A 20,886-nucleotide genomic window follows, 5' to 3' on the forward strand; every position below is an offset into this window, starting at 1 on the left:
GGGTCAGAGTGCTTTTCCCTGATACCCGTTCATCAGGGCCTGCCAGTTCTCCGGTACGAAGTGGAAACTGGTATGCAGTTGAGACTCTTTATTGAATGAACGGAGCAAGCGTTCCAGATTGGCCTTCTGCCATTCGCCGGGGGAGCGGATCGCACCCTTGTCAAAATCGATCACCCACACCTTGCCCTCTTTATCGAGCAGCAGGTTGTGGCTGTTGAGATCGGCGTGATAGACCCCGGCATCGTGCAGCTGGCGCACCGTCTGGCCTATCTTGTGCCATACCTCGGTCGCCACCGGCCCCTGCTTGAGCAGCGCCACCATATCCTTGGCACCGCGAATCCGCTCAATCAGGATATCGGCACGATAGAATGGGCCCTGTTTGACCATGCGGGCACCAAACGGACGCGGCACCGGCAGCCCCAGCTCGCACAGCTTGGCCAGCAGGGTGTATTCGGCCATGGCGCGGCTCGACTCGACCCCTTCGAACCAGAAGCGATCCCGTACCACCTTGCCCACCATGCCGCCGCGATAGTAGTGGCGCAGCACCAGATGGCGGGACTCATCCTTGACGAACCAGGTCACTCCCCGCCCGATGGAGGTTCCCACCACCTGACGGTTGTTCTGCCACCAGGCAGGATCGAATAACTGGGGAGAGGGGTCGCGAAAGGCCCCTTCGGCATACCAGCAGATCTGGTTGTGTTCGGTCTGTACTCGCATCGTGGAGATCCCGCTCGGTGGGTCATGGATCGCAATTTTTCAATTGGCGATGAGGCTGCCGCTCTGGCATGCCCGCAATAGTGGCCTTTAATCAACGACGTGCAGAGACAGGTCATGGCGCTGGGCCCGGCCTATCCCGGCTGACGATTGTGCGCAATTTTACAATCCAGAGGGGAGTTTGCATAATGCCATCCACCCTTTTTGCCAGCCGTGCGCCACAACATGCCGCTATTTCAAACGCCCCCCTCCTCCATCTGCATCCTGCGGCTCTCCGCCATCGGGGATTGCTGCCACGCACTGGCGCTGGTGCGCGTCATCCAGCGGGAGTGGCCACAGACCCGTATCACCTGGATCACCGGCAAAATCGAAGCAACCCTGTTTGCCGATCTGCCCGGCGTCGAGGTGATCCCCTTCGACAAGAGCAAGGGATGGCGCGGCTATCGCGATCTCTGGCAGACCCTCAAGGGGCGCAATTTCGATGCCCTGCTCCACCTGCAGGCAGCGATGCGAGCCAGCATCGCCACCCTCGGCATCAAGGCCAAGGTCAGACTCGGGTTTGATCGGGAACGGGCCAACGACGGCCAGTGGCTGTTCACCAACCACAAAGTGCCTTCGCCTGCCTCCCCCCATGTGCTGGACGGTTTCCTCGCTTTCGCCAAAGAGCTCGGCATCAAGGATCTGACCCCGGACTGGCAACTGCCCATCAGCGCCGAACATCAGGCATGGGCAAGGGAGAAGATTGGCGGCAAACCGACCCTGCTGATCTGCGCTGCCGCCAGCAAGGCGTTCAAGAACTGGACGGCCGCAGGCTATGCTGCGCTGGCGGATCACGCCGCCAACAAGGGCTTTCAGGTTTATCTCTGTGGCGGGCCGGCCAAGCTGGAGCGGGATCTGGCCGCCGAGATCCGGCAACTCAGCCAGAGCAAGCCGGTCGATCTGGTGGGGCAGACCAACCTCAAGCAGTTATTGGCACTGATTCGCGAGGCGAGTCTGGTACTGGCCCCCGATACCGGCCCCACCCATATGGCCACCATAGTGGGCACGCCAGTGATCGGTCTCTATGCCCACCACAATCCGGCCCGCACCGGCCCATATCTCTGCCGCGACTACGTGGTCAGCGTCTATCAGGAGCTGGTCGAGCAGGAGACCGGCAAGCCGCTAGCCGAATTGAGCTGGCGCACCCGCCTCAAGGATCCGGAGGCCATGCGAAACATCACCAGCGAGCAGGTGATCGCCGCGTTCGATCGGCTCTGTGCCGATCGCCAGCTGCCGTAGTGACAGAGCACCTCGGGAATTCCGAGCCATCAGGCAGGGATAACCTGATAGCCTCTACCCTCAGCCAAAGGCACAATGCAGGCTGATGTGGGTTACGCTCCCGCAGCAAGCTACGAATACTTTGATCGGCTGGAATATGATTCCGGCCGTTTTTTTATTCGCCGCATTCTGGTAAAATTCGCCGCCTTTACATCCTCCTGACTCAAGAATTTTCCGCGTTTTGCGTTTGGCTGTCTCCCTTTCGGGCACAAGACGGCGGTCTCTGCTACAACCAAAACAGCGGTTTCGATTAAAGGTAATAATATGGCGCAACAAGGCACTCTCTATATCATCTCTTCTCCGAGCGGCGCGGGTAAATCCAGTCTGCTCAATGCCTTGCTGACCCAACATAACGCTGCGGGCAAGATGCAGCTGTCGGTTTCCCACACCACTCGCGCCACCCGTCCTGGCGAAGAGCACGGCGTACACTATCACTTCGTCCAGGTGGAAGAGTTCAAGGCGCTGATCGAGCGCGGTGATTTTCTGGAATGGGCCGAAGTGTTCGGCAACTACTACGGCACCTCACGCGCCGCCATCGAAGCCTGTCTGGCCAAGGGGATCGACGTATTCCTCGACATCGACTGGCAGGGTGCCCGCCAGATCCGCGAGCAGATGCCGACCAAATCCATTTTCATCCTGCCCCCCAGCCGCGAAGAGCTGGAACGCCGCCTGATTGGGCGCGGTCAGGACAGCGCCGAAGTGATTGCCGGCCGGATGGCGAAAGCCATTGCCGAAATGGTGCACTACGACGAGTATGACTATGTCATTATCAATGAAGACTTCGAGCAGGCGCTGTTCCAGCTCAGGTCCATTATTGAGTGCCAACGGCTGGAGATGCGTCACCAGCAACAGGCTCAAAAAAACTTGCTGCAACAGCTACTGGCAGAGTAAGCCAAAAACAAGTAAACTTTTGCGTCATTTTTAAACACTGCTTTTCTAAATACAGAAAGCCCAAACACTGGAGTCCTGCATGGCACGCGTTACTGTAGAAGATGCTGTAAAACAGGTAGGTAACCGTTTTGACCTGGTGCTGGTCGCCGCGCGCCGCGCTCGTCAAATCGCGGTACAAGGCAAAGATCCCCTGGTCGACGAAGAGAACGACAAGCCGACTGTGATCGCCCTGCGTGAGATCGAGCTGGGTCTGGTGAACAATCAAGTGATGGACACCCAGGACCGCTACGAACAGCAAGAGCAGGAAGCCGCTGAGCTGGCTGCCGTTGCTGCCATCGCCGAAGGCCGCGGTTAAGTTATTCCTCCGGTTGGCACCCGCCCGGGTGCCGACTGTTCATCCCCATTTACAACCGCTCGAAAACCTCGCAAACTCAGGGCTATACCCTCAATTCCACGAATTGCCGTTTCACCGCTGCGGGGACTGTCTTGTATTTATTTGAAAACCTTAAAGAAATAGCCAGTTCCTACCTGCCACCAGAGCAGGTCGAGAAGCTCAAGCAAGCCTATGTGGTGGCCCGTGATGCCCACCAGGGCCAGATGCGTTCCAGTGGCGAACCCTATATCACCCACCCCGTTGCCGTTGCCCGAATCCTGGGTGACATGCGCCTCGATCATGAAACCCTGATGGCCGCCGTGCTGCACGACGTCATCGAAGACACCTCTGTCACCAAGGCCGATCTGGCCGAACAATTCGGCAATGCGGTTGCAGAACTGGTGGCCGGGGTCTCCAAGCTCGACAAGCTGAAGTTTCGCGATCGCAAAGAGGCGCAGGCCGAGAACTTCCGCAAGATGGTGATGGCGATGACCCAGGATATCCGGGTCATTCTGATCAAGCTGGCCGACCGCACCCACAATATGCGCACCCTGGGCTCCCTGCGCCCTGACAAGCGCCGCCGTATCGCCCGGGAAACCCTCGAAATCTTCGCCCCCATCGCCAACCGCCTCGGTATTCACACTATGAAGAACGAGCTGGAAGAGCTGGGTTTCGAGGCGCTCTATCCCATGCGATCCCGCGTGTTGCGCGAATCGGTGCGCCGCGCTCGTGGCAATCGCCGCGAGATCATCGACTCCATCCAGAGCGAAATCAGCGGTCGCCTGAAGGAGGCAGGAATCGAGCATCAGGTCAGTGGCCGCGAGAAGAATCTCTTCTCCATATACAACAAGATGGAGAAAAAAGAGCTGCAATTTCATGAGGTAATGGATATCTACGCCTTTCGTGTCAAGGTGAAGGACATAGATACCTGTTACCGGGTGCTGGGGCAGATGCACAGCCTCTACAAGCCGCGCCCCGGCCGCTTCAAGGATTACATCGCCATCCCCAAGACCAACGGCTACCAGTCGCTGCACACCTCTCTGGTGGGGCCGCACGGGGTACCGGTGGAGGTGCAAATTCGCACCGAGTTCATGGACCAGATGGCCGACAAAGGGGTTGCCGCCCACTGGGCCTACAAGCAGGATGGCGACAGCTCGGGCACCACAGCCCAGATCCGCGCCCAGCGCTGGATGCAGAGCCTGCTGGAATTGCAGCAGAGCGCCGGCAGCTCCTTTGAATTTATCGAAGGGGTCAAAACCGACCTCTTCCCCGACGAGATCTACGTGTTCACGCCGGAAGGACGTATCATGGAGCTGCCCGCTGGCGCCACGCCGGTGGATTTTGCCTACACGGTGCACACCGACATTGGCCACGCCTGCGTTGGTTCACGGGTCGACCGCCACCCCTACCCGCTCAGCAGCCCGCTGCACTCGGGCCAGACGGTGGAGATCATCACTGCGCCGGGGGCTCGCCCCAACGCGGCCTGGCTCAACTTCGTGGTGACCACCAAGGCTCGCTCCAAGATCCGCCAATTCCTCAAGAACCTGCGCACCGAAGAGTCGGTGGTGCTGGGTCGCCGCCTGCTCAACCATGCGCTGGGCGCCAAGAATATCGAAGACATCCCCGAGCCACGCATCAAGCAGGTGCTCGCCGATACCAAACATGAGAACCTGCAGGGGCTGCTGGCCGATGTGGGCCTCGGCAACGCCATGAGTGTCATGGTGGCGCGCCGCATGCTGGGGGATGAACTGCCGCCGGAAGAGCAACCCAAGTCCAGCAGCAAGAAGATGCCGATCAAGGGTGCCGACGGCATGCTGGTCACCTTCGCCAACTGCTGCCGTCCGATCCCGGGAGATGCCATCATCGCCCACATCAGCCCGGGCAAGGGTCTGGTGATCCATCAGGAAGCCTGTCGCAACATCAAGGGCTACAGCAAGGAACCGGACAAGTACCTGCCGGTGCAGTGGGAAGTGGACAAGGAGCAGGAACAGGAGTTCCGCACCGGTATCAGCATCGAGATCGTCAACCATCAGGGTGCGCTGGCCGAGCTGGCCAACGTGATTGCCGCCACCGGCGCCAACATTCACGCCATCAGCACCGAAGAGAAGGATGGCCGGGTCTATCAGGTCAGCCTGCTCATCACCACCAAGAGCCGCATCCACCTGGCCAACATCATGCGCAAGATCCGCGTCATGCCCAACGTGCTCAAGGTGAGCCGACAGAAGAACTGAACACAGGCGGCGCAAGCCGCCTGCTGCTTTTATAGAGACAAGCCATGACCCCCGAACGCTTCAAGCGCATCACCGACATGCTGGCCCAGCGTCAGATCGATTTGACCGTCTGTATGGAAGAGGTACACAAACCTCACAATCTGGCTGCCATCGTGCGTACCGCCGATGCCATCGGCATCCACCGGGTACACGCCGTCTGGCCCAAAACCTGGATCCACAAGCGCAAGGGCACCGCCCGCGGCAGCCAGAACTGGGTGGATGTAAAACTGCACCCGGATATCGGCACAGCCGTTGCCGAACTGAAAGCTTCAGGCATGCAGATCCTGGCAACCCACCTCTCCGACAGCTCGGTCGATTTTCGCGCTATCGACTACACCAAACCGACCGCCATTCTGGTGGGTCAGGAGAAGCACGGCATCGGTGAAGAGGCGCTGGCCCTGGCCGATCACCATATCGTCATCCCCATGGTGGGCATGGTGCAGTCCCTCAACGTCTCGGTGGCTGCCGCCGCCATCCTCTACGAGGCGCAGCGCCAGCGCGAGCTGGCCGGTTGCTATCAACGCGGCTGCCCGCTCACGCTGGAGGAGCAAAACAGCATCCTGTTCGAGGGGGGTTATCCTATCTATGCCCAGCTCTGCAAAGAGAAAGAGATGCCCTACCCCCAGCTCGGCCCGGCCGGTGAAATTCTGGCGGACGAAGAGTGGTGGCAACGGATGCAGCTGACCCGCAAAGGGTGGGCGCAGCAGAGCGAACAGGACGATCCGCAGGAGGAGTGATGGATAACCCTTTTGGCAGCTGGCTGGAATCGCAAATCATCCGGGATCACCTGACCAACCCGAACATAGAGGCCGGCGACTACAGCTACTACTCCGGCTACTACCACGGCAAGCCGTTCGAGGATCACTGCGTCCGCTACCTGCTCGGCGATGGCTCGACCCGCGACACCTGGGAGAGCGGCCTCTGGGGCGAGGTGGACCGGCTGATCATCGGCAAATTCTGCTCCATCGGCTCGGGCGCCACCTTCATGTTGGCGGGCAATCAGGGCCACCGGCTGGATTGGGTCTCCACCTTCCCGTTCAACCCCGACACCTTTGGCGAAGGGGCCCGCAGCGGCTTTCAGCGCAAGGGGGACACCCGGATTGGCAATGACGTCTGGATCGGCTCGGAAGCGATGATCATGCCCGGCATCACCATAGGTGATGGCGCCGTTATCGCCACTCGTGCCGTGGTGACCAAGGATGTGGCCCCTTACACCATAGTCGGCGGCAATCCGGCCCAACCGATCCGCCGCCGTTTCAACGATGAGCAGATCGCCATGCTGCAAGAGATGCAGTGGTGGGACTGGCCTCTGCCCACACTGCAAAGCGCCATGTCGCTGCTCTGTTCCGGCGACATCGCAATGCTTTATCAATACTGGCAAACGGAGTGTGCCTGATGAAATCCCTCTCGATTCTCCTGTTGGCCCTGACCCTATTTTCTGCCGGAGCCCTTGCCGTGACCAATCCCTATCAGCTCACCAGCGAAGCCGATGTGCCCACCCTCTACCAGCAAACCCTGCCCGACTTCTGGCGCCAGCATGCCATAGAAGGAGAGTTCAAGGGCAAGGATGGCATCGCCATCCGCTATGCCGCGCTGCGGCAGGAGAAGGTTGATCGCGCCATCCTGATCGTCAACGGCCGGGTAGAAAGCTACCTCAAGTATCAGGAGCTGGCGTGGGATCTCTGGCGCCAGGGCTACAGCCTCTACCTTATCGACCATCGTGGTCAGGGGATGTCCGGCCGCATGCTGAGCGACCATGACAAGGGATATGTCGACCAGTTCGACGATTATGTCGTCGATATGAAGCAGTTTCACGACCAGATAATCATGGAGGACAAGCCCGCCAAGCTGTTCCTGCTGGCTCACTCCATGGGGGGGGCCATCTCGGCCCGCTATCTGGAGCGCTGGCCCGATGATATTCGCGCCGCCGTGCTCTCCTCCCCCATGCTGGGAATCAATCTGGGCGGCCTGCCCAAATGGCTGGCCAGGGGACTGGCCACCACCATAGGCACAGTCGGCGGCTGGTTTGGCGAACCACCCTATGGGCCGGGTCAGGGCCCCTATCAGGATCATGGCTTTGCCGATAACGAGCTGACTCACAGCCAATCCCGCTATCAGGCTTTCCGCCAGATTTATGAGCAGCACCCGCAGATCAAGCTGGGGGGGGCCACTGCCCACTGGATTTATCAGGGGATCACCGGTGCCGATGCAGCTATCACCGATGCGGGTGCCATCAAGACGCCGCTGCTGCTACTGCAGGCTGGCAACGACAGCGTAGTGGACAACGCGGCGCAGGATGCGTTTTGCACCAAAGCCAGCTGTGAAGGGGGCAAACCGCTGCGGATTGAAGGGGCCTGGCACGAGCTCTTCATCGAATCCGACGACAAGCGCCAGCCCGCCCTGACCGCCATGCTCGATTTCTTCGCCCGCTACTAGGCTGGCTATTTTTTGTAACCCTAAATAAATGGGGTGACCATGCAGGCTGGGGTAAACTGCCCCCGCTTTCAATTGATGCCGAGGTAAAGATGTTCAAGGTAGTTGTATCCGATCTCGATGGAACTCTGCTCAACAAGCAGCACCAGATCTCCTCCCGCACCCGGGAGACCGTCCGCCGTCTGGTTGAGCAGGGCGTGAAATTCGTGGTCGCCACCGGCCGTCATCACGTTGACGTACGCAGCTTCCGCGATGCGCTGGGGATGGACATCTACCTCATTACTTCCAATGGCGCCGTGGTCCATGACAAACAGGACCAGCTGATTTTCAACCAGCCGCTGCCGACCGAGATCGCCGCCGAACTGATTGCGCTGGAGCGCGACCCCTCTATCCACCTCAATGTCTATCAGGGTGATGACTGGGTGGTGGAAGAGGAGCTGCCCTGGCTGCTGCAGTTCCACGACGAGTCAGGGTTCACCTACCGTCTGGTCGATGATCTGAAGCAGGAACCGAAAGAGCAGATCAACAAGGTGTTCTACATCGGTGACCACGAGAAGCTGCTGAAGATCGAGGCACACCTCAACCAGCGCTATGGCGATCAGCTCAACGTCACCTTCTCATTGCCGGACTGCCTCGAAGTGATGCACGCCGGGGTGCATAAGGGCAATGCGGTGCGTGCCGTACTGGAGCAGAACGGCTTCGACATGTCCGAGGCGATCGCCTTCGGGGATGGCATGAACGACTTCGAGATGCTGACCATGGTGGGACGCGGCATAGTGATGGGCAACGCCCATGACCGCCTGAAAATGGCGCTGCCGGAGTATGAGCAGACCCTCACCTCCGATGAAGATGGCGTCGCCGTCTATCTGGAGAAGCTGTTCGAGCTGGAGAGCGTCAGCGCAGCCTGATCCTCTTCAGCCCGCCATCCGATTCAGCAAAGCCTCACCATGTGAGGCTTTGTTTTTTCAGAGTCTCCAGCCAGGGATTGGGCCGCTGCCAGCTGAAGCTCTGGTTCGCCCCGCCGTAGCATTCAGCCAACCGCAGAGGCGTGCCGGGGGTATGGCGTCGCCCGGCCACATCGAGGCAGCGGGAGACCTTGCTGTTGAAAAGCCTGTCTTTCTGCCACTCCCACTGCGCCTGACCGTCACAGGGTGCCAGCATCACTTCGCTGTCGTTTTTGGCTTGCAAACAGAGATCCTGCAGGCGCAACTCACCCAGATCCCACTCGAACAGTTGATCGTCTTTTCCGCTGCAAGGTTGTGCCAACACCTTCTGTTGGGACACCGCAACGCAAAAATCACCGCTGGTCAGCAAGGGGGAGAGAGAACGCTCCTCCTGCGGTTGTGATGCAATGGAGCCCATCATCACATCGGTGGATGGCGGCTTGATGGTACACCCCCCCAGCAGCAAGGCAGCCAGCAGGGCAGGAGAGCAAGCAAAGGAAATTTTGTTATTCATGGAAAAATGCCTGAAATGGGCCGATGACATCCGGTTGTCAGTGACTCGAGGCTGAAGCATAACCGAAAGGCAGGGCGCGCTGCCCAAATAGAGTGTAAACAGACGTAACAGGGAGAGAGTACTGGCACGGCGGAGGCCAGAAAACAAAAAACCCCGCCGAAGCGAGGTTTTTCTAAATGTGGTCGGTGATAAAGGATTCGAACCTTTGACCCTCTGGTCCCAAACCAGATGCGCTACCGGACTGCGCTAATCACCGAGGCTATTTCTTTCAAAATAGTTTACTTCAAAAAAACAAAGACGACCTGATGGTCATCCTCGTCATACAGCAAGTATGGTGCGAAGAGAGGGACTCGAACCCTCACACCCGGGGGGCACTAACACCTGAAGCTAGCGCGTCTACCAATTCCGCCACCTTCGCGTACCTGACAAGCTGTAAAATGGGGTGGCTGATGGGGCTCGAACCCACGACAACCGGAATCACAATCCGGGACTCTACCAACTGAGCTACAGCCACCACAGCTGTTTTCGTTCCACAACAACGCCCGTTTAACCGACGCACTTTTGATGGTGCGCCCGACAGGATTCGAACCTGTGACCTCTGCCTCCGGAGGGCAGCGCTCTATCCAGCTGAGCTACGGGCGCTACGCTGTCGAACGGGGCGCATTATTAATGATGGTTGCTGGTTTGTCTACACTTTTCTGTCACCGAAACACTGTTCGTTGTTTTTTCAAGCACATTGCACACTTTTCTTCCACTATTCCCCAGCTGACAGCCGAAAAGGGGCAGATCGCAGTCGCAAATCACCTTGCTGCCTTGACTTGATTTGATGCCCATCTAGAATGAATGAACGTTCATTCAATCGAAAGTCACACTGATGATTCTGGATAAAAAAGAGAGCATCTTCAACGCGGCCCATGAGGTACTGGGTGAACGGGGTTTTCATGGTCTGTCGATTGCGGAAGTCGCCAAGAAGGCCAATGTTGCCACCGGCACCATCTATCGCTACTTCGGCGACAAAGATGATCTGATCCGGCAACTGCACCAGCACACTATCTTGCAGTGTGTGCCCATGGTCATGGCCGATGTAGCAATCGATAAAGTTTCATTTCAACAATTTCGCCAATTATGGCTCAATATTCATGCCATTTTTGTTAACGAACCCAACGCTATCCGGTGCAAATTGCAGTACGAGAGCTCTCCGCTAGGGGCAGAATTGGAGACCAATCCTGTCATTCTGGCCGCCTGGGAGCCTCTGGACCGATTTTTTGAACAGGGCGTTGAACAAGGATTGTTTATTGATTTACCGATACGGGCACTCCAGGTGTTGAGTCTGGACAGTGTCATGCATCTGGCCCTGCAGTGCAGGGTGCACAACATCACGCTGACCGAATCGCAGTTGGAAACCGCGATCCGGGCCAGCTGGAATGCCATTTTATCCCCCAATCTTTCCACCTCAGGAGCCTGTTCATGAAAAAGTGGATGGCCATTATGTTGCTGATAGCGATCGCCTTGTTTGGCAGCGTCATCGGCTTCAATTTGTTCAAACAGAAGATGATTGCCCAGTACATGGCCAACCGGCCGGAACCCGAGTTCCCCGTCACCGCCATGGTGACCAAGGCGCAGGATTGGGTACCGACCATCGAAGCGATTGGCTTCATCGAGCCGAATCAGGGGGTGACCCTCTCCACCGAACTGGCAGGCACCATTGACGCCATCACCTTCGAGTCGGGCAAACCGGTCAAGGCTGACCAGCTGCTGCTGAGCCTGGACTCCACCGTGGAGCGTGCCAATCTGCGGGCCTCCCAGGCCAAACTGCCGGCGGCAAAAGCCAAGTTCGATCGTTTCCAGAACCTCTACAAGACCAGCTCCATCTCCAAAGAGCAGCTGGATGAGGCGGAAGCGGCCTATCGCTCACTGGAAGCGGATATCGAGAGTCTGAAGGCGACCATTGCCCGTCGTGAAGTGCGTGCGCCCTTTAGCGGCGTGGTCGGCCTGCGCAATGTGTTCCTCGGTCAGTATCTGCAGCCGGGCACAGATATCGTGCGCCTGGAGGATACCAGCGTGATGCGCCTGCGCTTCACCGTGCCCCAGACCGATATCTCCAAAATCAAGCTGGGCCAGACCATCAAGATCAATGTGGATGCCTATCCGCAAACCCAGTTTGACGGTCATATCACCGCCATCGAGCCTGCGGTCAACTTCCAGAGCGGCCTGATCCAGGTACAGGCAGACATTCCGAACAACGACGGTCAGCTCCGTTCCGGTATGTTCGCCCGCGCCAGCATCATTCTGCCGACGGTGAAAGATCAGATTGTGATCCCGCAAACCGCTATCTCCTTCACCCTTTACGGTCAGAACGTCTACGTGCTCAAAGAGGGCGAAGAGACCGACAAAGAGGGTAACAAGGTGAAAGTGCTGCGAGCCAAGCAGGTTGTGGTCAAGGCCGGTGAGCGCCGTGGCAACGATGTGCATGTGCTCTCCGGCATCCAGGCCGGTGACCAGATCGTCCTGTCGGGTCAGGTTCGCCTGAGCAACGACACCAAGGTGCATGTGGTCGAGAACGACGCCCTGGCCGTTCCGGCACAAACCCCGATGCTGTAAGCGCGGAGATCTGCGATGCGATTTACTGACATATTTATAAAACGGCCTGTGCTGGCGATCTCGCTCAGCTTCCTGATCGCCTTGCTGGGCTTTCAGGCCATCTTCAAGATGCAGGTACGGGAATACCCCGAGGTGACCAACACGGTGATCACCGTCAGCACTGGCTACTATGGCGCCAGTTCTGATCTGATCCAGGGGTTCATCACCCAGCCGCTGGAACAGGCGGTCGCGCAAGCCGACAACATCGACTTCATGACCTCCTCCAGCCAGCTGGGCAGCTCCACCATCACTGCGTACATGAAGCTCAACACCGACCCCAACGCAGCGCTGTCCGACATCCTGGCGAAGGTGAACTCGGTGCGCTCCCAGTTGCCGAAAGAGGCGGAAGACCCGTCGGTCACCTCCTCCACCGGTTCAACCACGGCAGTGCTCTACCTCGGCTTTACCAGCCCGGAGCTCAATTCCAGCCAGATCACCGACTATCTGGAGCGGGTTATCAAGCCGCAGCTCTTTACCGTGGGCGGGGTCTCCAAGGTTGACCTCTACGGCGGTGTCGAGTTTGCCCTGCGGGTATGGCTGGATCCGGCCAAGATGGCGGCCTTCAACCTGACCGCCAGCGACGTGATGACGGTGCTCAACAGCAACAACTATCAGTCCGCGACAGGTCAGGCGACCGGTTACTTCACCCTGTTCAACGGCAACGCCGAGACCCAGGTCAAGGATGTCGACGAGCTGAAGCGTCTGGTCGTTGCTACCCGTGACGGCAAGGTGATCCGCCTTTCCGACATTGCCAAGGTGACCCTCGAGAAGAGCCACGACATCTATCGCGCCAGCGCCAACGGCCGCGAAGCAGTGGTCATGGCGGTCAACGCCGCGCCGACAGCCAACCCCATCAACATCGCCCACGATGTGCTGGCGTTGCTGCCGAGCCTTGAGCGCAACATGCCGAGCACCATGCGTCTCAACGTGATGTATGACTCCACCGTGGCGATCAACGAGTCCATCCACGAGGTTATCAAGACCATCCTGGAGGCAGCCGCCATCGTTCTGGTGGTCATCACCCTGTTCCTCGGTTCGTTCCGCGCGGTCATCATCCCGATCATCACTATTCCGCTCAGTCTTATCGGCGTGGTGATGATGATGGATATGTTCGGCTTCTCGATAAACCTGATGACTCTGCTGGCGATGGTGCTGGCGATCGGTCTGGTGGTGGATGACGCCATCGTGGTGCTGGAGAACGTCGACCGCCATATCAAGGAGGGGGAAGAACCGTTCCGGGCCGCCATTATCGGTACCCGTGAAATTGCGGTGCCGGTTATCGCCATGACGGTTACTCTGGCGGCGGTATACGCGCCTATAGCCCTGATGGGGGGCATCACAGGCTCCCTGTTCAAGGAGTTTGCCCTGACGCTGGCTGGCGCCGTGTTCGTCTCGGGCATCATCGCCCTGACTCTGTCACCGATGATGTGTTCCAAGATGCTCAAGGCCAACGAGAAGCCGGGCAAATTCGAGAGCACAGTCCACCACCTGCTGGAGCGGATGACCGATCGCTACGACAGCATGCTGCACGCCGTGATGAAAAAGCGCCCCGTCATCGTGGTGTTCGCCGTCATCGTCTTCGCCAGCCTGCCGCTGCTGTTCAAGTTCATCCCGAGCGAACTGGCACCGTCAGAGGACAAGGGGGTAATGGCCGTGCTGGGTACCGCACCGTCCAACGCCAACCTGGACTACATCGAAAACACCATGGCGGATGTGAACAAGATCCTGGACGACCAGCCCGAGATCGCCTTCTCCCAGGTCTTCTCAGGGGTGTTCAACGCCAACCAGGCGTTCGGTATCGCCTCCATGGTGCCCTGGAGCCAGCGTGAAGCGAGCCAGAAAGAGGTGCTGGACCGGGTCGCCAATCTGGTGAAAGACATCCCGGGCATGGCCATCACCACCTTCCAGTTCCCGGAACTGCCGGGTGCATCGAGTGGTCTGCCGATCCAGTTCGTCATCACCACCCCGAACAGCTTCGAAAGCCTGTTCCTGGTGGCCGGGGAAATTCTGGCAGCGGCGCAGAGTAACGGTCAGTTCGTCTATTCGGATCTCGATCTGAACTACGACTCCGCCACCATGAAGATCCGCATCGACAAGGACAAGGCGGGTGCCTACGGCATCACCATGCAGGATATCGGAATCACCATGGGCACCATGATGGCGGACGGTTACGTCAACCGTATCGACCTGGATGGCCGCTCCTACGAGGTGATCCCGCAGGTCGAGCGCAAGTACCGTCTCAATCCGGAGTCCATCAAGGGCTATTACGTGCGGGCAGCAGACGGCAAGTCGATCCCGCTCGGCAGCCTGATCACCATTGAAGTGGTTGGCGAGCCCCGCGCCCTACCCCACTTCAACCAGCTGAACTCCGCCACCATAGGCGCCGTTCCGGCTCCGGGCGTGGCCATGGGTGATGCGATCAACTGGTTCCAGACCACCGCTGACGAGAAGCTGCCGCAAGGCTATCGTTACGACTTCATGGGTGAAGCCCGTCAGTTTGTCACCGAAGGCAATGCGCTCTATGCCACCTTCGCGCTGGCACTGGCCATCATCTTCCTGGTGCTGGCAATCCAGTTCGAGTCGGTGCGTGATCCGCTGGTCATCATGGTCTCTGTACCGCTTGCCATCAGCGGGGCCTTGATTGCCCTGGCATGGGGTATGGCGACCATGAACATCTACTCCCAGGTGGGCCTCATCACCCTGGTGGGTCTGATTACCAAGCACGGTATCCTGATCTGTGAAGTAGCTAAGGAAGAGCAGCTGCTGCGCGGCATGAACCGGATGGAAGCCGTGATGCAAGCCGCCAAGGTTCGTCTGCGCCCGATTCTGATGACCACGGCGGCCATGATTGCCGGTCTGATCCCGCTGCTCTACGCCGCAGGCGCCGGTGCGGCACAGCGTTTCAGTATCGGTATCGTCATCGTGGCAGGTCTTGCCATCGGTACCCTGTTCACCCTGTTCGTGCTGCCGGTGATATACACCTATCTGGCTTCCGAGCACAAACCCTTGCCGGTATTCGATGAAACCATTCCGCCCAAAGCAAACGGCGGACATTAATCATCAATCACATGCAAAGGCCCCGATACGGGGCCTTTTTTATGCTTCGCAGGAAAGACGACATAAGTGCATGAAGCAGTTAAACTAAAAAACACCACATCCAGACCGCAAGGACGCCATGTCAGGACTCTTCACCAAGACCGCCAGGGCCGTAGGCCGCAACGGACTCTCATATCGCCTGCTCTCCTACATTCTGGTCTGCAGTACCGTATTGGCGATGATCATTACGGCGCTGCAACTCGCGTGGGATTACCGCAAGGATGTCGCCGTCATCGAAGACAGCATCGGCCAGATCGAGGCCTCGTTCCTGCAACCCATCGCAGCCAGCTTGTGGAACCTGGATGAAGAGCAGGTTAAAGTGCAAATTGAAGGGATCATGAACCTGCCCAACATGCAGTTCGTGATGGTCAAGGAGATGCTCGGCAACTCCGAAGTCCCGCTGCTGACCCAGGGGGTCGAGCGGGAAAGCTATGATATCTCGCGCGAATTCAACCTCACCTATCAGGGTGAAATCGTCGGCAAGCTGTTCGTTGCCGCCTCTCTCGAGCAGATCTACCAGCGCCTCATCGAAAAATCGGTGCTGATCATGGTCAGCCAGACCATCAAGACCCTGGTGGTCTCATTTTGCATCCTGATCATCATTTACTATCTGGTGGTCAGGCACATCAACCGCATCGCCAACTACGCCCAAAAGTTCAACCTCGATCGGCTCGACATGGCGCTGGAGCTGGAAGGCCGCCCGCAGCCACGCAAGAAACCCGATGAGCTGGATACCCTGGTCTCCACCCTCAACCAGATGCGTACCCGACTGCGTGACGAGCTGGTTGCTCGCCATCAGGCGGTGGAACAGCTGCAAAAGGAGCGGGACTTCTCTGCCACCCTGATCAACTCCGCCAACATGGTCATCTGCTGCATGGAGCCGGATTTGACCATCGCCAGCATCAACCCGGCAGCCATACTGCTGACCGGCTACCACCAGCAAGAATTGTTGCAGCACAACTGGCTGGATCTCTTTGTCAGTCCGGCACAGCGGGAAGAGCTGAACGATATTCTGGCAGCGGAAGGTTCACTATCAGACAAAGAGGTCATCATGCATGACCAGCAGGCCCATGAGCTGGTACTGCAATGGACCTTCGTCCCCTTCTACGATGGCCCCAACCTCAAATACCAGATCGGCTTCGGCTACGACATCACCCAGCTGAAAAAGGTCGAGCGGGAGATAATCCAGCTCAACGAACAGCTGGAAGGCAAGGTGGTGGAACGTACCCGCAGCCTGAGTGAAGCCAACAACCAGCTGGGCAAGGCGTACGATGACCTGAAACAGGCCCAGCAGACCCTGGTGGAGTCGGAGAAGATGGCCTCCCTCGGCTCGCTGGTAGCCGGGGTGGCACACGAGATCAACACTCCGATCGGCATCAGCGTGACCGCCTCCTCCTACCTGCAGGAGCGGGTCGCCGACTTCAAGTCCCATATCGACTCCAAGCAGCTGTCGCGCTCCTATCTCAACGAGTTCACCATCAACCTCGACGAGTCGATGCAACTGCTGCAGAGCAACCTGCGGCGCGCCTCCGAGCTGATTGCCAGCTTCAAGCAGGTAGCGGTCGACCAGTCATCGGAAGCGCGCTACAACTTTAGCCTTGCCGACAACCTGCATCAGGTGGTGGTCTCGCTTGGCCACAAACTGAAGAAGAGCCAGTGCGAAGTGGATATCCAGTGCGATCCCAAGCTGTCTATCTTCTCCTTCCCGGGCAGTTTTACCCAGATCTACTCGAACCTGATCCTCAACTCCATCAACCACGGGTTCGACAACTGGGACAAACCGAAGAAGATCACCATCAAGGTGGAACAGCAGGGAGAAGAGCTGTTTATCGACTACTCGGACAACGGCCGCGGCATCCCGCCCGAAATCTTGCCGCGCATCTTCGATCCCTTCGTCACCTCCAAGCGGGGTCAGGGCGGCAGCGGTCTTGGCACCCACATCATCTACAACCTGGTGGTGCAACTGCTGAAAGGCCGTATCAGCTGTGCCAGCGAACCGGGCCAGGGCGCCCAGTTCCATATTCGCCTGCCGATCCAACATAACTGAGCGCTGGCTCTTGTGAGCCAGCCGCTTTATCCCCATCATGCTGTGATTGCATTCTTAATGAGCGGAGAACCTCGCAATGGCACAGCATTTTGACTATATCGCCATCGGCGGCGGCAGCGGCGGTATTGCGTCTGCCAACCGGGCTGCCATGTACGGTAAGAAAGTTGCCCTGATTGAAGCCAAAGAGTTGGGTGGAACCTGCGTCAACGTAGGCTGCGTACCGAAGAAGGCCATGTGGTATGCAGGTCAGATCGCTGATGCCCTGAAATATGGCGCCGACTACGGCTTTGACACCACCCTCAACCACTTCAACTGGGCCAAGCTGGTCGAGTCCCGCCAGGCCTACATCGGCCGCATTCACCAGTCCTATCAGAACGTACTGGGCAAGAACCAGATCACCGTCATCAAGGGCTTCGCCCGCTTCGTCAGCAGCAACACCATCGAGGTCAATGGCGAGCACTACACGGCTGATCACATCCTGATCGCCACCGGTGGCCGCCCGGAAATTCCAGCGATCCCGGGAGCCGAGCTGGGTATCGACTCCGACGGTTTCTTTGACCTGCAAAGCCAACCCAAGCGGGTTGCCGTAGTTGGCGCGGGCTACATCGCAGTCGAGATCGCCGGGGTGATGCAGGCACTCGGCTCAGAGACCCATCTGGTGGTGCGCAAGCACGCGCCGCTGCGCAACTTCGACCCCATGATCCACGAGACTCTGGTCGAAATCATGGCGCAGGAAGGGCCCAAGCTGCACACCCACGCCATTCCCAAAGCCGTGCTCAAGAACGCTGACAACAGCCTGACCCTGCAACTGGAAGATGGTCGCCACCTCACCGTCGACTGCCTGATCTGGGCCATCGGCCGGGTACCGGCTACCGACAACCTCAATCTGGCTGCCGCAGGCATCGCGCTGGACGAGAAGGGCTTTATCCCGACCGACAAGTTCCAGAACACTTCCGTCGCCAACATCTATGCAGTGGGTGACAACACGGGTCGCATCCAGCTCACCCCGGTGGCCGTCGCTGCGGGCCGTCGCCTCTCCGAGCGGCTGTTCAACAACAAGCCGAACGAGCACCTCAACTACGATCTGGTGCCGACCGTGGTGTTCAGCCACCCGCCCATCGGCACCATCGGCCTGACCGAACCGGAAGCCATCGCCCAATACGGCGAGGACCAGGTGAAGGTCTACCGCAGCCAGTTCACCGCCATGTACTCTGCGCTGACCCAGCATCGCCAGCCCACCCGGATGAAGCTGGTCTGCGTCGGCCCGGAAGAGAAGGTGGTCGGTCTGCATGGCATCGGCTTTGCGATGGACGAGATCCTGCAAGGTTTCGGCGTCGCCATGAAGATGGGCGCCACCAAGGCAGATTTCGACAACTGCGTGGCTATCCATCCGACCAGTGCTGAAGAGTTCGTCACTATGCGCTAAGGACAGATGAAGTTGGCCTGTCACGAGCAGCCGGCGTCTACAGCCATGTAATCCCTTCATCCAAACCCGGCTCAGGCCGGGTTTTTTGATCCCTCCTCGCCATTTCTCTCGCAGATCCGTCGTTCTTTACGCCGATTTTACGCCTGCCACATGGCGCTTTATGGCGCCTTTACGCCTGTTTTACATACCCTTTTCAGCGTCAATGACACCAACAGAGTCGATATGGTCTTACATCGGCTCTCGCAGCTAATTATCTCAATGGAGTCGATATGAATTGGCTATATCTGCTGCTCGTCCTCGCCTTGATGGCCTATCTGATGCGCGCACTCACGCGCAGTCACGAGTGAGGGACTACCTATATGCAGCAAGAAATTATCTACCCGGTGGCCAGCAAACTGCCGAGCCTCGTGAGCAATCCAATGCGTGCCCTGACGCGCCGTGACCACGAGTGAGGAACTAGAACATGTGGCAAGAAATAATCTATCCGGTGGCCTTCGTGCTGCTGGTTCTGCTACCAGCACCGCTGCTGGGCAACTACATCTACCGGGTATTTGAAGGCAAAATCCGCTGGTTGGCACCGGTCGAGCGCGCCACGCTGGCTTGCTGTGGCACCGATGGACGGGAGCAGGACTGGAAGTCCTACGCCCTCAGCCTGCTGGCCTTCAACGGCGCCGGTTTCGGTCTGCTGTTCCTGATCCTGATGGCTCAGGGGTTGCTGCCCCTCAACCCGCAACAACTGCCGGGTCTGAGCTGGCAACTGGCATTCAACACCGCGGTCAGCTTTATGACCAACACCAACTGGCAAGCCTATTCCGGTGAGGCCAGCCTCTCCTACTTCAGCCAGATGGTGGGCCTGACCACCCAGAACTTCGTCTCCGCAGGGACGGGCGCCGCCGTCGCCATTGCCCTGTTCCGCGGTATCGCCCGTCAGCAGACCATCAACCTTGGCAACTTCTGGCAGGATCTGGTGCGTTTCTGCCTCTATGTGCTGCTGCCCATCGCGCTGATCATGGCGCTGGTGCTGGTATGGCAAGGTGTGCCGCAAAGCCTCTCCGCCTATCTGTCGTTCCACGGTGTGGAAGGTCAGGAGCAGCTGCTGCCCCTCGGCCCGGCGGCCTCGCAGATCGCCATCAAGCAGCTTGGCTCCAACGGCGGCGGCTTCTTCGGCATCAACTCGGCACATCCGTTCGAGAACCCGACAGCCCTCTCCAACTGGCTGGAGATGGTCGCCCTGCTCACCATCGCCGCCGCCATGGTCTTTACTCTGGGCCGCTATGTGAAGGACATGGCCCACAGCCGCGCCATTCTCGGTGCCATGACCCTCATGCTGGTGCTGGGGCTCTTCGTCTCCCTCTCCCAGGAGCTGAAACCGGATCCCGCCCTCGCCCAGCTCACTACTGACGCCAGCAACATGGCTGGCAACTGGGAAGGCAAGGAGAGCCGCTTCGGCCCTGTGCTCTCCAGCATCTGGGAAGTGGCGACTACTGCCGCCTCCAACGGTGCCGTCAACGCCATGCACGACAGCTTTACTCCGCTCGGCGGCATGGTGGGCATGATCAACATGCTGCTGGGTGAGGTCATCTTCGGCGGGGTCGGCTCCGGTATCTACGGCATGATGCTGTTCGTGCTTCTGACCGTGTTCCTGTGCGGCCTGATGGTGGGACGTACCCCGACCTATCTGGGCAAACGGCTCGGTATCACCGAGATGAAGTGGGTCGTCGCCAGCATGCTGGTCATGCCGGTGGGGGTTTTGGTGATCGGTGGTGTCACCCTGCTGATGCCGGATGCCAGCAGCATCATCGGCCATGATGGCCCGCACGGTCTGTCACGCCTCATCTATGCCTATGCCTCGGCTGCCGGCAACAACGGCTCCGCCTTCGCCGGTTTTGCCGCCGGTGACAACTGGCAGTGCATCGCCATCGGTCTGGCCATGCTGCTCGGTCGCTTCGGCTACATCATTCCGGTACTGGCCATCGCCGGTCAGCTGGCCCGCGCGCCCCGTCAGGAGACGAGCGTAGGGGACTTCCCCATCAGCGGCCCGCTGTTCGTTACCCTGCTGATCATCACCGTCCTGCTGATAGGTGGCCTCTCCTTCCTGCCGGTGCTGGCACTGGGCCCGGTGGCCGAACATCTGAGTCTGATCGGAGGTGCATTCTGATGAACCAGACCCTTTCGATCACCATCCGGATGCCAATGGCCAACTATCTGATGCTGGGAGCTT

The 20,886-nt window shown here is 58.7% G+C and carries 16 protein-coding genes and 4 tRNA genes; 14 read left to right on the top strand and 6 right to left on the bottom strand.

The features are described 5' to 3' along the window. Nucleotides 1-3: 3 nt before the first annotated feature. Nucleotides 4-717, bottom strand: a complete 714-nt coding sequence (locus AB5Y67_RS00125; protein ID WP_058056567.1) for a 3-deoxy-D-manno-octulosonic acid kinase — start codon at nucleotides 715-717, stop codon at nucleotides 4-6. A gap of 222 nt (nucleotides 718-939) precedes the next feature. On the opposite strand from AB5Y67_RS00125, the gene AB5Y67_RS00130 reads away from it, so the two are divergent. The 8 genes from AB5Y67_RS00130 (at nucleotide 940) to AB5Y67_RS00165 (ending at nucleotide 8,906) form a co-directional block, all read left to right on the top strand. Then, nucleotides 940-1,992, top strand: coding sequence for a glycosyltransferase family 9 protein (locus AB5Y67_RS00130; protein ID WP_199428010.1), 1,053 nt, complete (start codon nucleotides 940-942; stop codon nucleotides 1,990-1,992). 303 nt (nucleotides 1,993-2,295) lie between these two features. Next, a complete protein-coding gene (gmk, locus tag AB5Y67_RS00135) occupies nucleotides 2,296-2,922 on the top strand; it encodes a guanylate kinase (protein ID WP_005357125.1) in 627 nt (208 codons plus the stop codon). A 79-nt stretch (nucleotides 2,923-3,001) separates the two neighbouring features. Next, nucleotides 3,002-3,277, top strand: coding sequence for a DNA-directed RNA polymerase subunit omega (gene rpoZ / locus AB5Y67_RS00140; protein ID WP_005307060.1), 276 nt, complete (start codon nucleotides 3,002-3,004; stop codon nucleotides 3,275-3,277). Nucleotides 3,278-3,408: 131 nt separating this feature from the next. Then, the gene (spoT, locus tag AB5Y67_RS00145) at nucleotides 3,409-5,526 is read left to right on the top strand and encodes a bifunctional GTP diphosphokinase/guanosine-3',5'-bis pyrophosphate 3'-pyrophosphohydrolase (protein WP_019446267.1); all 2,118 of its coding nucleotides are present in this window, start codon (nucleotides 3,409-3,411) and stop codon (nucleotides 5,524-5,526) included. A 44-nt stretch (nucleotides 5,527-5,570) separates the two neighbouring features. Beyond that, the gene (gene trmH, locus AB5Y67_RS00150) at nucleotides 5,571-6,302 is read left to right on the top strand and encodes a tRNA (guanosine(18)-2'-O)-methyltransferase TrmH (RefSeq protein ID WP_199428009.1); all 732 of its coding nucleotides are present in this window, start codon (nucleotides 5,571-5,573) and stop codon (nucleotides 6,300-6,302) included. Continuing rightward, complete coding sequence (locus AB5Y67_RS00155; protein ID WP_199428008.1) at nucleotides 6,302-6,961, top strand: CatB-related O-acetyltransferase; 660 nt, start codon at nucleotides 6,302-6,304, stop codon at nucleotides 6,959-6,961. The genes trmH and AB5Y67_RS00155 overlap by 1 nt, the downstream gene beginning before the upstream one ends. Further along, nucleotides 6,961-8,001 (top strand): alpha/beta fold hydrolase, encoded by a 1,041-nt coding sequence (locus AB5Y67_RS00160; protein ID WP_199428007.1) that lies wholly within the window; start codon nucleotides 6,961-6,963, stop codon nucleotides 7,999-8,001. The genes AB5Y67_RS00155 and AB5Y67_RS00160 overlap by 1 nt, the downstream gene beginning before the upstream one ends. Nucleotides 8,002-8,090: 89 nt before the next feature. Further along, nucleotides 8,091-8,906: a Cof-type HAD-IIB family hydrolase gene (locus AB5Y67_RS00165; protein ID WP_064339093.1), complete on the top strand. Its 816-nt coding sequence runs from the start codon at nucleotides 8,091-8,093 to the stop codon at nucleotides 8,904-8,906. 34 nt (nucleotides 8,907-8,940) lie between these two features. Here AB5Y67_RS00165 and AB5Y67_RS00170 read toward each other — a convergent pair whose 3' ends face one another. The 5 genes from AB5Y67_RS00170 to AB5Y67_RS00190 all read right to left on the bottom strand — a co-directional run bounded on the left by AB5Y67_RS00170 (nucleotide 8,941) and on the right by AB5Y67_RS00190 (nucleotide 10,098). Then, complete coding sequence (locus AB5Y67_RS00170) at nucleotides 8,941-9,456, bottom strand: ricin-type beta-trefoil lectin domain protein (RefSeq protein WP_005339265.1); 516 nt, start codon at nucleotides 9,454-9,456, stop codon at nucleotides 8,941-8,943. 179 nt (nucleotides 9,457-9,635) lie between these two features. Then, nucleotides 9,636-9,712: transfer RNA gene (locus tag AB5Y67_RS00175), tRNA-Pro, on the bottom strand. A 76-nt stretch (nucleotides 9,713-9,788) separates the two neighbouring features. Continuing rightward, nucleotides 9,789-9,874: transfer RNA gene (locus AB5Y67_RS00180), tRNA-Leu, on the bottom strand. Between the two features lie 20 nt (nucleotides 9,875-9,894). Next, nucleotides 9,895-9,970 (bottom strand) — tRNA-His (locus AB5Y67_RS00185). 51 nt (nucleotides 9,971-10,021) lie between these two features. Next, nucleotides 10,022-10,098 (bottom strand) — tRNA-Arg (locus AB5Y67_RS00190). A 232-nt stretch (nucleotides 10,099-10,330) separates the two neighbouring features. Between AB5Y67_RS00190 and AB5Y67_RS00195 the strand changes: the two genes are divergently transcribed. The 6 genes from AB5Y67_RS00195 to kdpA all read left to right on the top strand — a co-directional run bounded on the left by AB5Y67_RS00195 (nucleotide 10,331) and on the right by kdpA (nucleotide 20,823). After that, nucleotides 10,331-10,927, top strand: a complete 597-nt coding sequence (locus tag AB5Y67_RS00195; RefSeq protein WP_005339267.1) for a TetR/AcrR family transcriptional regulator — start codon at nucleotides 10,331-10,333, stop codon at nucleotides 10,925-10,927. Beyond that, nucleotides 10,924-12,057 carry an efflux RND transporter periplasmic adaptor subunit gene (locus tag AB5Y67_RS00200; protein WP_005355753.1) on the top strand — a complete coding sequence of 378 codons (1,134 nt, stop codon included), beginning with the start codon at nucleotides 10,924-10,926 and terminating at the stop codon, nucleotides 12,055-12,057. Before AB5Y67_RS00195 ends, AB5Y67_RS00200 begins: the two co-directional genes overlap by 4 nt. Before the next feature lie 15 nt (nucleotides 12,058-12,072). After that, nucleotides 12,073-15,153, top strand: coding sequence for a multidrug efflux RND transporter permease subunit (locus AB5Y67_RS00205; protein WP_150390013.1), 3,081 nt, complete (start codon nucleotides 12,073-12,075; stop codon nucleotides 15,151-15,153). A gap of 118 nt (nucleotides 15,154-15,271) precedes the next feature. After that, a complete protein-coding gene (locus AB5Y67_RS00210) occupies nucleotides 15,272-17,239 on the top strand; it encodes an ATP-binding protein (protein ID WP_064341118.1) in 1,968 nt (655 codons plus the stop codon). A 76-nt stretch (nucleotides 17,240-17,315) separates the two neighbouring features. Then, nucleotides 17,316-18,665, top strand: coding sequence for a glutathione-disulfide reductase (gene gorA / locus AB5Y67_RS00215; protein WP_064339089.1), 1,350 nt, complete (start codon nucleotides 17,316-17,318; stop codon nucleotides 18,663-18,665). Between the two features lie 463 nt (nucleotides 18,666-19,128). Further along, the gene (kdpA, locus tag AB5Y67_RS00220) at nucleotides 19,129-20,823 is read left to right on the top strand and encodes a potassium-transporting ATPase subunit KdpA (protein ID WP_013723346.1); all 1,695 of its coding nucleotides are present in this window, start codon (nucleotides 19,129-19,131) and stop codon (nucleotides 20,821-20,823) included. Nucleotides 20,824-20,886: the final 63 nt, after the last annotated feature.

Source organism: Aeromonas sp. s12 (assembly GCF_040907925.1).
GTDB lineage: Bacteria > Pseudomonadota > Gammaproteobacteria > Enterobacterales > Aeromonadaceae > Aeromonas > Aeromonas veronii.